Raw genomic sequence first — 12,282 nt, 5'->3', positions numbered from 1 at the left:
ACTTACACGAAGCCTACAAAATCTTCGTGAGCTTGCCGGAAATGCGCACTCCAGTTCCACTTGAGAGGGGATCGGTGATCCGATCGTTACCCGACACGGGTCATCAGCGCTTGAGTGTTACTTCCCCGACGTACCGGAAGACTTGACGGCACGTCGGATCGCGTCCTCGACCACCCCGGTCAGCTCGGCCTCCTCGCCGGACGCGACCGTCGTCACGTTCCGCTGCGCCGACCCCGCGCCGTCGACCACCACGAACCGGACATCGGGATACTTCTTGGCTCCTGCCTCGGTGGCCTGGACCTGCGGACCGCCGACCGCGAACACGACCGCGCAGTCGCGCTGCATGAGGCTGTTGAAGAACGGGACGGCGTTCGCCGTCGTCTGCTCCCCCATCACGGGGACGTAGTTGACCCGCACCCGCGTCTCCAGGGACGCCTTTTGCATCTTGTGCCACACCGCGGCGGCCGGCGTGCCCTCCGTGACGCCCTTCTCCCCGGTCAGCAGGCAGGCGTCGACGTCCTCGTACTGCCGCGCCCGCGGGTCGGGCGGCCCGCCCTGCCCGCCGCCGACGAACAGCGCGACGGCCACCAGGCCGAGCACCAGCACGCCGGCGCTGCCGGCCGCCCAGCGGGCCCGGCCGCGCGGCATCCGCAGCTTGGTGAGCACCGTACGCACGCCTCGTCCGGAGGCAGGACGCTTCGCCGCCTTGCGCCAGGTGCGCCGCGTCTTCATCGCGGCCCACCCGCCGGGCGGGCCGTCAACAGGCAGTGCAGCGCGGCTCCGACACTGGCCAGGAACAACAGCACCACGTCGGCGGCGAACTGCCACCCGTGCGTCTCCACCGGCGTGAGCACGGCCTGGAACAGCCAGGCGACCGTCACCGCCGTGAACGCGACCGCGGCCAGCCAGTCGGCACGCGTACCCCGGCGCCACGCGACGACGAGCGCGGGCACCGCCCCCAGCATCCCCAGGCTCACCACGGGGACGGCGGCCAGCAGCAGCCGGGGAAGCGGCCCGGGCGCGGATCCTCTCATCGGCTCGGCCACCGTCTCGGTGGCGGCGACGGCTTCGGCGTGCTTCACGTTCGGTTACCTCTCGGGCACGTGTGCGGGGATGGATACGGAAGGGGACGCCGTACGGTACATCCCGCGCCGCGCCACGTCAGCCCCGGGGCTCAGGCCCCCACCGCGCTCGCCTCACACCCGGTGGCGCACCCACACCTTGGGTTCGACGCACACGGCGTACCCGCGCGACGCCTCGCACCGCACCGGCACCAGCGGCGCCGCCCACCTCCACCGTCCCGTCCGTGTCGAACGGCAGCCCCGTCCACTCCCGCCACCGCTCCGCACTCGGCCGATGGGCGAGTGAAGCGGTCAGCAGCCGATCACGGTCCCACCGACTCGAAGATCTCTACGGGACAGCCCTTGGTACATCAAGCACTCATGCTCCCCCAGACGCTCCCCCACGGGCGCGTGCCCGGGTCGGACTTCGAGGTGCGGACGGAGCGGGGCGAGGACGGCCTCGTCCGGACGGGGGTCTCGGACACGCGGGGCGACAGGGAGCCGATGCCCGTCTCTCACGGAACCTGGAGAGGGCGGATGCGGGCTGCTGCTCGCATCCGCCCTCACCGGCGCCTGGGCGCCAAGGACCGCCGCGTCGAAAGAACCGTCTGGGCGACCGTGCCGACGTCCCGTCAGAACCGGGTCACCGGATGGAGGCCGACGTCGTCAGAAAACCGAGTTGACGGGTGCCGAGTCCCAGAGCAGGTTGCCCGGGGCAGCGGGCTTGAACGGGACGGCCTTGTCGCCTGTGCCCGCGTAGAACTTGGCGCCCGAGGCTCCGACCGCGTAGAGATCGGCCCGCCCGTCGCGGTCGGCGTCGCCGATGCCGACGAGGTGGGTGAAGACGCCCCAGCCCCCGCCGATCCTCGTGCGCGGGGCGTAGGTGCCGTCGCCCTTGCCCTCGTACAGCCACAGGACACCGGCCTTGTCGCGGGCGACGAGGTCTCCGGCGGAGGTGCCGGTGATGTTGCCGGTGGCGGTGAGCTGGTTGTAGATCCCCCAGCCCGAGCCGATCTTCTTGCGGGGTGCGAACGGCGCGCTCGTGCTGCCCGTGCCCTTGTAGAACCACACGTCGCCGGCGGCGTCGGTGGCGAGGAGGTCGGACTTCCGGTCGCCGTTGAGGTCGCTGCCGCCGGTTATGTTGTTGTAGATCTGCCAGCCGCCGCCGATCTTCGTACGGCCGGCGAAGTTGCCGTTTCCCTTGCCCTGGTAGAGCCAGAGCACGCCGGCCTTGTCACGGGCGACGAGGTCGACGGCCGGGCTGCCGGCGATGTTCCCGACGGCCTCCAGCTGGTTGTAGATCTGCCAGCCGGTGCCGACCTTCACCCGACCCGTCGAGTACGGCTGCGGCGCGGACGCCACCTTGGCCGAGTCGTCGCGCCACAGCACGCCCGCGGCGTCACGGGAGAGCAGGTCCGGTGTGCTGTTGTTCGTGTAGTCGTGCAGGCCGGTCGTGCGTGTGACCTTGAAGGTGCCGGTCTGCGCGACGTCCGGACCGATGCCGTTGAGCGGGGAGGCGGTGAAGTCCCAGGCGTAGTCGCCGCTGGGCGCGAACTCCTTCATGCCTTCGGCGTTGGGGAGCATCCCGTCCCAGCGGAAGTCGACGGATCCCTTGCCCTCGTAGGTGGCCGCCTGCGCGAAGTCGTACCGCACGCTGCGGCCCGTGGCGACATGACGCACCGTCACAAAGCCCTTGGCGTTGGTCCGGGAGAGCACCCAGCGGAGCAGGGCCTGACCGTTGTTCTTGTCGAGGTCGACGACCGGGGGAGTGGCCGCGGTGTGCAGCGTGAGCACGGTCGGCTCGCCGGTGCTCGCGATGAGCGTGGCGGTGGGCCTGCCGTCCGCCCCGAGTGCGATCCGGTAGACCCCCTCGCCGTGGGCGACCGTACCGCCGCGCACCAGGAGCGCGCCGTCGGCGGTGGGGACGGTGGACGAGGCGTGGTCGAGGAGCTTGACCGTGGATTCGTCGACGAGGTTGACGGCACTGAGCGCGAAGCGTGGGGACTCTTCGGTCGCGGCGGCGCCGCCCGGAGCCGCGTACGTGACCCAGTCGCCCAGGACGCCGATGTGCGGGCGGACGGAGTTGCCCAGGTCGGCCGCTTCCACGGCCGGCGTGCCCCCCGAACCGTCGCGGGTGGCGTACATGAGCTTGGCGTGCGCGGACGTCGGGGCGTCGACCCAGACCCAGCGGTCCCCGGAGAGGGCCGTGTCGGTGTCGTACGCGGACACGCCCACCTCGCGCTTCTCGACGACGGAGGCGGTGGCGACGTCCACGACGGCGAGGTAGGAGCGGTCGGTGTCGGCATCCGCCGAGACGTACCGGACGAGCGCCGAGCTGTCCGACAGGGCCTCGACGCTCTGGACCCTCGAGTTCGGCGTGAGGCCGGTCACCTGCCGGTCGCTGCCCGCCTGGTTCCCCTCGCCGATCAGACGGAGCCGGCCCACCTTGTTCTGGCTGTCCCAGGACGAGAAGACGAGAGTCCTGCCAACCACGCCCTTCCAGTAGAGCCGGGTGTCGGTCTGGTTGACGACCGCGGGGTCGCTGCCCGGTGACGACATGTCATGGAGCAGGTACCGGGTCGTGCCGTCCTCCTTGGCGACGACGGTGTCGGAACCGCCGCCGCGGTACCCGCTGTACCACTCCGGGAGGTCCGTGGTGGTGCCGTCGACGGTGCTGGTCCAGCGGTAGTACGTGTGGTCCCATCGGCGCTCCACCGACAGAAACCCGGTCGGGCCGACACTGAGGATCTGGTCGGTGCGGGGGATGGAGATGACGCCGTCGACGGTCGCCTGCGCGTCGGCGGGTCCGGCGTCCGCGGCGACGGCGGCGGTGGGCGTCGCGGCGATCGCGGGCGCCGTCGCGAGGCTCGCACCGACGGTCACGGCCAGAACGGTGGTGACGGCCGCGACGAGCTGATGCCGGGCGGGACGAACAGGGATCAAAGCGGGTTCCTCTCAAGCGATCGGGCGCGCCCCAGGGGCTGCGCGCCCGGTCAGACTGTTGATCACGTCAGAAGGTTGTGCCGGCTGGCGATGTCGTCGGCCTGACAGAGGTGTCGCTCAGGCGAAGTGGTCGTACCGGTCCGCGGAGACGGGCCCGAAGTCGGGGCGGCTGCCGGTCAACCGCCGCACTGGCGCAGCATCATCCGGCGGTCGGCCGTGGTCACCGGCATCGCGTACTTGACCGCCACCTGCGCGAACCGCACCGCGTAGGCGCAGCGGATCGCCTTGTTCGGCGGCAGCCAGGACGCCGGGCCCGAGTCGCTCTTCGACGAGTTGGCGCGGCCCTCGACGGGGAGCAGGTTCAGCGGGTCGTTGGCCAGTTGCCTGCGCTTGCCGTCCGGCCAGCGGGAGGCGCCCATCTGCCAGCTGTACGACAGCGGCACCACGTGGTCGATCTGCACCTCGGCGGCCTTCGCCTTCTTCCAGGCGATCTCCTTGCCCGTGTACGGGTCGTGCAGCGTCATCGCCATGACGACGCAATTGGAGCCGTCCCGGAACCGGAGCTCCTGTCCGTCGCGGCGGAGGAGGTCGTTGCGGGTGTCGCAGCCGTTGCGGGCCAGGGGGACGCCGTCGGCGGTGTCCAGCCAGGCGTAGCCGAACTCGTCCCGGTCGTAACCGGTCCGGGGGCCGCGCCCCTTGGTGGCCAGTTCGGCGATCAGGTCGCGTGCCGCCGCCTCGTCCTTCCCGGCGGCGATGGGCGCGAGGCCCGGTTTCGTACCGTCCGGGTTGGCCAGTGGACTTGACGCGCGGCCGGACGAACCGGGGCCCGGTGAGGAATCGGTGGCGCCGGGGGCTTCGCAGCCCGTGGCGAGCACCATCGCGGCGAGGACGGCTATGGAGCCGGGCACGGCTTTCGGGAGCGCAGGCATCCCAGCATGCTAGGTCGTGCCTCCCGGATCGCGCAGGGTCTGCGCCTGCGTCCCGCGCCGGCCGACCCTCAACCCTCCCTCCCGCCTCGGCCGCACTCGGCGATCGCCAGAACGTCACCCAGCGCGGCGGCCAGGTCGACGGCCAGGGCGCGTAGTTCGATGTCCGGGGGCCCGGGACGCCGGAGGACGACTTCGGCTCGGCCCAGCAGGTGTCGTGCCCGCGCGAGTTGGGTGTACTCCATCTCGTCGGCGAGGCGGGAGACGGGGCCGTCGCCGTCGCCGATGACGTAGCTCCGCTTGCCCTGGGGGCCGGTCCACGGCAGTTGTCGCACTCCCGTCATGCGATCGCCCCCGCCCGGTGGATGTCCCGGACATCGAGGTCGACGCCGTACGTGGCGACCAGCAGGACATCGCGGCGCCACTGCCGTACGCGGTGGGCCTCCTCCCGCTCGTGCGCCCGCAGGTACGGCCGGACCAGCGCGCTCGCGCTGCCGTCGAGGGGCTCGTACCAGGCCCGTACGGTCGGCGCGGGACCCGCGACGGTGACGGGTGGCGGCCCGGGCGGGGGCACCGCGCTCGCGCCGGGCACCCGGCGGTGGTCACGCGGAGCGGCGAACCGGGACCGCAGCCGGTCGATCCATCGCAGCAGACGAGTGCGCATGTGTCCTGCCTTTCCATCACAGGTAAGCAGCCGGGTTCGCCATCAGTGGCACGCGGGGGTTCGGTCGATCTCGGCCCACACCGTCGCGCCCTCAACCGTGAGGTCGTGCCCGTACCGGTCGGCGTCGGCCAGTGCCGTCAGGAGCGCCCGTCGGCCGGCCTCACTCAGCTGTGCCGGTAACGCGACTGCGATACGGATCACCTCAGGCAGCTCCTGGGCGTGCGGCTCACACCCCGCCAGTGCCGCCAGGTGCGCCGCCAGCGCGGCGGCCCGTGAGCGGTATGAACGCACAGCCGTCCCCCGTGACCACTCGATTACGTGGAGTATTTCTACTTCAGTAGCTTGGACCTGATGCAGTAGCTTGTCAATGCCCTGCGAGAACGACCACCCGCCCCGCTCCGGCAGGGGAAACGGAGAGCCGCACATGCCCCGAGAGGCGCCGTACCTTGAGGTAGCCGACTCACTGCGCGCACGAGTTCTGGCCGGAGAGTGGGCGGTTGGCGAACGTCTGCCGTCACGGGCTCACCTCGCAGAGGAGTACGGCGTAGGGCGCAACGTCACGCAGCGAGCCATGGACCGCCTCATCGTCGAAGGGCTCCTCGAAGGACGCGCGGGCTCGGGAACCTATGTGCGCAAGCCCCGAGAGCGCATGCGGATGGTGCGCTCACGCCACCGTGAACGGCGCGGCGGCTCGCCCTTCCGGGCCGACATGAAGGAGCGGGGCAGCGCGGGCACCTGGGAGTCCCACAGCGAGGCCCGTACGCCGGCCCCCGCGCACATCGCCGAGCGGCTCGCCATCGAGCCGGGCGACCTCTGCGTCGTCACCCGGTACGAGTTCCTGGCTGACGGGCAGCCGGTGCAGCTCTCCGCCTCGTGGGAGCCCATGTCGATCACCGACGGCACGCCGATCGTTCTTCCCGAAATGGGGCCGCTCGCGGGTAAGGGCGTGGTGGAACGGATGCGCTCGATCGGCGTCGTGGTGGACACCGCGGTGGAGGTTCCCCGGCCCGCTCGCGCCACTCAGGAGCAGGCGAACCTGCTGGGTATCAGCCTCGGCGATCTCGTCCTGGAGATCGAGCGGACGTACTACGACACCGAAGGCCGTCCGGTCGAGACGGCGGACATCGTCGTCCCGGACGTCCGCTGGGAAGTGGCCTACGAGTTCGGCATCGACCGGCCGTAGGCGCGCCGCCGACGGGAACGCCGGGGGCGGCCCCCAGGGAAGCCGCCCCCCGCCGCACGCAACCGCGCCGCCCCCCGCCGCACGCGCGTCCGCTACGAACCCAGGATCGTCGTCAGGAACTCCCCCGTCCACGCGAGCAGTTCGCGGCCCACCACCGGCTTGCCGCCGATCTTGCCCGCCGTCGGGCGGGGGACCAGGATCTGGTGGGCCGGGGCCTTGATCACCGTGCGGGGGTGGAGGCGCTTGAGGCGCAGCTCCTGGGACTCGCGCAGCTCCACCGGGGCGAAGCGGATGTTCGGGCCCTGGAGGACGATCTCGCCCACCCCGCAGGCGCGGGCCAGCATGCGCAGGCCGGCGACCAGGAGGAGGTTCTCGACGGGCTCCGGGAGCTTGCCGTAGCGGTCCACCAGCTCCTCCCGTACGGCCTTGATGTCCTCCTCCGAGTTCGCGGACGCGATCGCCCGGTACGCCTGGAGGCGCAACCGCTCGCCGGGCGCGTAGTCGTGGGGGACATGCGCGTCGACCGGAAGCTCGATCTTGACCTCCAGCGGCGGCTCCTCCTGCGCACCGCCCTCCAGCGACGCGCGGTAGTCCGCGACCGCCTCGCCCACCATGCGGACGTACAGGTCGAAGCCGACGCCCGCGATGTGGCCGGACTGTTCGCCGCCGAGCAGGTTGCCCGCGCCGCGGATCTCCAGGTCCTTCATGGCGACGTACATGCCGGCGCCCATCTCGGTGTGCTGGGCGATCGTCGCGAGGCGCTCGTGCGCGGTCTCCGTGAGCGGCTTCTCCGGCGGGTAGAGGAAGTACGCGTACCCCCGCTCGCGCCCACGGCCGACACGGCCGCGCAACTGGTGCAGCTGCGACAACCCGAAGTTGTCGCCGCGCTCCACGATGAGCGTGTTGGCGTTGGAGATGTCGATACCGGACTCGACGATCGTGGTGGAGACGAGCACGTCGAACTTCTTCTCCCAGAAGTCGACCACCACCTGCTCCAGGGCCTGCTCGGACATCTGGCCGTGGGCGATCGCGATACGGGCCTCGGGGACGATGTCGCGCAGCCGGGCCGCCGCCCGGTCGATGGACTCCACCCGGTTGTGGATGTAGAAGACCTGGCCCTCGCGCAGCAGTTCACGGCGGATCGCCGCGCCGATCTGCTTCTCCTCGTACGGGCCGACGAAGGTCAGCACCGGGTGCCGCTCCTCGGGGGGCGTCGTGATGGTCGACATCTCGCGGATGCCGGTCACCGCCATTTCGAGCGTACGGGGGATGGGCGTCGCGGACATGGTGAGGACGTCGACGTTGGCGCGCAGCTTCTTCAGCTGCTCCTTGTGTTCGACGCCGAAGCGCTGCTCCTCGTCGACGACGACCAGACCCAGGTCCTTGAACTTCGTCTCCGAGGAGAAGAGCCGGTGCGTGCCGATGACGATGTCGACCGAGCCGTCCTTGAGGCCCTCCAGCGTCGCCTTCGCCTCCGCGTCCGACTGGAAGCGGGACAGGGCGCGGACCACGACGGGGAACTGCGAGTACCGCTCGGAGAAGGTGCCGAAGTGCTGCTGCACCAGCAGGGTGGTGGGGACCAGGACCGCGACCTGCTTGCCGTCCTGGACGGCCTTGAAGGCGGCCCGCACGGCGATCTCCGTCTTGCCGTAGCCGACGTCGCCGCAGACCAGCCGGTCCATGGGGATGGACTTCTCCATGTCCTCCTTGACCTCGGCGATGGTGGACAGCTGGTCGGGCGTCTCCGCGTACGGGAAGGCGTCCTCCAGCTCGCGCTGCCAGGGCGTGTCCGGGCCGAAGGCGTGTCCGGGCGCCGCCATGCGGGCCGAGTACAGCTTGATCAGGTCGGCCGCGATCTCCTTGACGGCCTTCTTGGCCCGGGCCTTCGTCTTCGTCCAGTCGGCGCCGCCGAGCCGGTGCAGGGTGGGGGCCTCGCCGCCCACGTACTTGGTGACCTGCTCCAGCTGGTCGGTCGGGATGTACAGGCGGTCGCCGGGCTGGCCCCGCTTGGCGGGGGCGTACTCGACGAGGAGGTACTCGCGGGTGGCGCCCTGCACGGTGCGCTGCACCATCTCGATGTAACGGCCGACGCCGTGCTGCTCGTGGACGATGTAGTCGCCCGCCTCCAGGGTGAGCGGGTCGATCGTCTTGCGGCGCCGGGTCGGCATCCGCTGCCCGTCCTTGCCGGCGGCCTTCTGCCCCGACAGGTCGGTCTCGGTCAGCACGGCCAGCTTGAGGCCCGGGTCGATGAAGCCGTACTCGATCGAGCCGCAGGCCACGTGCACCACGGACGGCGAGATGTCCTTCAGCTCGCCGGCCTGGCGGGCCGCGATGCCCTCGCCGCCCAGCACCTCCACCGTGCGGGCCGCGGGGCCGTGCGCCTCGGTGACGTAGACCGTGCGCCAGCCGTCGGCCAGCCAGCCCTTGGTGTCCGCGAGGGCGCGGGCGGTGTCCCCGCGGTACGACTCCGGGGCGTGCATGCCCAGCTTGAACGTGTCCGCGTCGAGCTCCTCGTCCGCCGCGAACGGCGACACCGACCACCACATCATGCCGAGCTCACGCGCCCGGTCCCGTACGTCCGCGATGCCCCACAGGGAGGCCGCGCCGACGTCGATCGGCGCCTCGCCGCCACCGGCGGTCGCGGCCCACGACGCCTGGAGGAACTCCTGCGAGGTGGTCACCAGGTCCGCCGCGCGCGTGCGCACCCGCTCCGGGTCGCAGACCACCGCCATGGAGCCCTGGGGCAGCACGTCCAGGAGCAGCTCCATGTCGTCGACCAGGACCGGGGCGAGGGACTCCATGCCCTCGACCGCGATGCCCTCGGCGATCCTGCCGAGCAGTTCGCCCAGCTCCGGGTGGGCCTCGGCCAGGTCCGCCGCCCGCCGCCGTACGTCGTCCGTCAGCAGCAGCTCACGGCAGGGCGGCGCCCACAGGCCGTGTTCGGCCACCTCCAGGGACCGCTGGTCGGCGACCTTGAAGTACCGGATCTCCTCGACGTCGTCGCCCCAGAACTCGATCCGCAGCGGGTGCTCCTCGGTCGGCGGGAACACGTCCAGGATCCCGCCGCGCACCGCGAACTCGCCGCGCTTCTCGACCAGCTCCACGCGCGCGTACGCCGCTGCCGCGAGCCCTTCCACGATTTCGTTCAGATCGGCCTGCTGACCCGTCCGCAGGGACACCGGCTCCAGGTCGCCCAACCCCTTGACCTGCGGCTGGAGCACCGACCGCACGGGCGCGACGACCACCGAGACGGGGCCGGCCGAGGGGTCGTCCGCCGACGGGTGGGCCAGGCGCCGCAGCACGGCCAGACGGCGGCCGACCGTGTCGGAGCGGGGCGACAGCCGCTCGTGCGGCAGCGTCTCCCAGGACGGGTAGTCCACGACGGTGTCCGGGTCCAGCAGGCTGCGCAGCGCCGCCGCGAGGTCCTCCGCCTCCCGGCCGGTCGCCGTCACGGCGAGTACGGGCCGGCCGGCCTCCCGGGCCAGCGCGGCCACCGCGAAGGGGCGCGCGGCGGGCGGGCCGACCAGATCGACATGGCTACGGTGACCGTCGGAGGCCGCCTTCACCGCTTCGGCGAGGGCGGGGTCCTTGACGACGGCGTCGAGCAGACCGTGCAGGCTCATGGGGGCTTCCATCCCGGGGTGTGGGGCAACGCGAACCGCCCGACACGTCTCACGGGCCGGGGGTTCCCAGCCTACGACGTCCCTCGGACAGCCGCGTTCGAAACAAGCCCCGGTCACATGTCAACCGGAACGGGGCTCCCGTACGTACAGAGCGAAAGGGGACGGGTCCGCGCGACCGGGCCCCGGCCCCGGCCCCGGCCCGATCATCCGCGTCCGCCACCCGGGGGCGCCCCGCCCGAAGAGGAGGCCCATGCGCTCCACGCCCAGGCACCCGCCGCCGCCCGCCGCGCCGGCCCGTGCCGTCGGCGTCCTCACCGCGACGGGGTACGTCCACCCGCGCCCCCTCGGTGCCGACCCCACCGAAGGGGTCAGCCCCCCGTCCCGCCGCCCATCGGGTCCCGCCGCCCGTAAGAGCTCGAAGGAGCCCCTCACGCATGCGTGGAGCCGTCCTCGCCCCCGCCCCGCCCCGCCTGCCGATACCCGGGGTGCGGCCGGCCGCACCCGCGCCCACCGGGACCGGCCGCACCCCGTACGTCCTCGCGTCCGCGCTGTTCGCGGCGTACACGGCCCTGTCGGTGCTGCGCCACCGGCGCATGGGGACCCGCTCCTGGGATCTGGGCATCTTCGAGCAGGCCATCCGGGGCTACGCGCACCTCCGGGCCCCCGTCGCCGACCTCAAGGGGCCCGGGACGAACATCCTCGGCGACCACTTCAGCCCGGTCACCGCGCTCCTCGCCCCCGCCTACCGGCTCTTCCCGACCCCCGTCACGCTCCTCGTCGCCCAGGCCGCGCTCCTCGCGCTCGCCGCGATCCCCGTCACCCGCGCCGCCACCCGCCTCCTGGGGCGGGCGTCCGGAGCGGCGGTCGGCATCGCGTACGGGCTGTCGTGGGGCATCCAGCGCGCCGCCGACTTCGACTTCCACGAGGTCGCCTTCGCCGTCCCCCTGATCGCCTTCTCGCTGGAAGCCGTCCTGCGCGCGCGGTGGCGCGCGGCACTCCTGTGGGCGGCGCCCCTCGTCCTGGTCAAGGAGGACCTGGGCGTCACCCTGTCCGCGATCGCCCTGGTCGTCGCCTGGCGGGCGCGGCGCACGGCACCCCGTACCGCCGTGTACGCCGTCGGAGTCGCCCTCCTGGGGACGGCCGCCGCGCTCCTGACGCTCACGGTGGTGATCCCGGCGTTCAACCAGGCGGGCGGCTACGACTACTGGGCCAAGGTCGGTGCCGGCCCGGCCCCCTTCGCCGGTGCCGAAACGAAACTGCGCACCCTCGCCTGGCTGCTGCTGCCCACCACCGGCCTGCTCGCCCCGCGCTCCCCGCTGCTCCTGGCCGCCGCCCCCACCGTCGGCTGGCGCTTCCTGTCGGGCGACGACCACCACTGGTCCACGGACTGGCACTACAGCGCCGTCCTGATGCCGGTCCTGCTGCTGGCGTTCACGGACGCCGCCGACCGCGCGCGCCGCAGCCCGCGCCCCTGGCTGCGTACCTACGCGGACCGCCTGCCGGCCTGTCTCGCCGCGGCGGCGCTCGCCCTGACCACGGCGCTGCCGCTGGCCGCGCTGACCGAGGCGCGGACGTACCGCAAGCCGCCCGGCGCCGTCGCCGCCGAGCGCCTCCTCGGCCGGGTCCCGGACGGCGCGACCGTCGAGGCGAACGTCGGTCCCATCAGCCGTCTCGCGGGCCGCTGCCGGGTCCTGTGGGTGGGCGACGCGCGCAATCCGGCCCCCGACTACATCGCGCTCGACAACCGGTCCGGCTGGGTGCGCGACCCGGGCGCGTACGCCCGCCGGCTCCACCCCGACGCCCGTTACCGCGTCACCGGGACGGCCGCCGGCTACGTGCTGCTGGAGCGCCGCACCTGAACCCGGAAAGGGGGCACGGGTGG

At 72.2% G+C, this 12,282-nt stretch carries 10 protein-coding genes and 1 pseudogene; 2 read left to right on the top strand and 9 right to left on the bottom strand.

Going from position 1 to position 12,282, the window contains the following annotated elements; translation table 11 throughout:
* Positions 1–117 precede the first annotated feature (117 nt).
* From ABZZ38_RS12275 to ABZZ38_RS12240, 8 genes and pseudogenes are all read right to left on the bottom strand, one after another.
* Entirely contained in the window at positions 118–732 is a 615-nt protein-coding gene (locus ABZZ38_RS12275; protein ID WP_356738508.1) for a BMP family ABC transporter substrate-binding protein, read from the bottom strand.
* Positions 729–1,082, bottom strand: coding sequence for a hypothetical protein (locus ABZZ38_RS12270; RefSeq protein ID WP_356738506.1), 354 nt, complete (start codon positions 1,080–1,082; stop codon positions 729–731). Before ABZZ38_RS12270 ends, ABZZ38_RS12275 begins: the two co-directional genes overlap by 4 nt.
* Before the next feature lie 114 nt (positions 1,083–1,196).
* Positions 1,197–1,350 (bottom strand): annotated as a pseudogene (locus ABZZ38_RS12265) (N-acetyltransferase); the annotation flags it as partial.
* A gap of 377 nt (positions 1,351–1,727) precedes the next feature.
* Positions 1,728–4,004 carry a VCBS repeat-containing protein gene (locus ABZZ38_RS12260; RefSeq protein ID WP_356738504.1) on the bottom strand — a complete coding sequence of 759 codons (2,277 nt, stop codon included), beginning with the start codon at positions 4,002–4,004 and terminating at the stop codon, positions 1,728–1,730.
* Between the two features lie 176 nt (positions 4,005–4,180).
* Positions 4,181–4,882, bottom strand: a complete 702-nt coding sequence (locus ABZZ38_RS12255; RefSeq protein WP_356738692.1) for an HNH endonuclease family protein — start codon at positions 4,880–4,882, stop codon at positions 4,181–4,183.
* A gap of 119 nt (positions 4,883–5,001) precedes the next feature.
* Entirely contained in the window at positions 5,002–5,274 is a 273-nt protein-coding gene (locus ABZZ38_RS12250) for a hypothetical protein (RefSeq protein ID WP_356738502.1), read from the bottom strand.
* Complete coding sequence (locus tag ABZZ38_RS12245; protein WP_356738500.1) at positions 5,271–5,594, bottom strand: hypothetical protein; 324 nt, start codon at positions 5,592–5,594, stop codon at positions 5,271–5,273. The genes ABZZ38_RS12250 and ABZZ38_RS12245 overlap by 4 nt, the downstream gene beginning before the upstream one ends.
* A 42-nt stretch (positions 5,595–5,636) precedes the next feature.
* On the bottom strand, positions 5,637–5,795 hold the full coding sequence (locus ABZZ38_RS12240; protein WP_356738498.1) for a hypothetical protein: 159 nt from the start codon (positions 5,793–5,795) through the stop codon (positions 5,637–5,639).
* 223 nt (positions 5,796–6,018) lie between these two features.
* Between ABZZ38_RS12240 and ABZZ38_RS12235 the strand changes: the two genes are divergently transcribed.
* Positions 6,019–6,777 carry a GntR family transcriptional regulator gene (locus ABZZ38_RS12235; protein WP_356738496.1) on the top strand — a complete coding sequence of 253 codons (759 nt, stop codon included), beginning with the start codon at positions 6,019–6,021 and terminating at the stop codon, positions 6,775–6,777.
* Between the two features lie 92 nt (positions 6,778–6,869).
* Here ABZZ38_RS12235 and mfd read toward each other — a convergent pair whose 3' ends face one another.
* Positions 6,870–10,400, bottom strand: coding sequence for a transcription-repair coupling factor (gene mfd, locus ABZZ38_RS12230; RefSeq protein WP_356738494.1), 3,531 nt, complete (start codon positions 10,398–10,400; stop codon positions 6,870–6,872).
* Between the two features lie 434 nt (positions 10,401–10,834).
* Between mfd and ABZZ38_RS12225 the strand changes: the two genes are divergently transcribed.
* Positions 10,835–12,259 (top strand): DUF2079 domain-containing protein, encoded by a 1,425-nt coding sequence (locus tag ABZZ38_RS12225; protein ID WP_356738492.1) that lies wholly within the window; start codon positions 10,835–10,837, stop codon positions 12,257–12,259.
* The last annotated feature ends 23 nt before the right edge of the window (positions 12,260–12,282 follow it).

Origin of the sequence: Streptomyces sp. NPDC006368 (assembly GCF_040612535.1) — a bacterium.
Lineage (GTDB): Bacteria > Actinomycetota > Actinomycetes > Streptomycetales > Streptomycetaceae > Streptomyces.
Note: the sequence above shows the minus strand (reverse complement) of the source record. Positions and strands in the feature narration are given on the sequence as shown.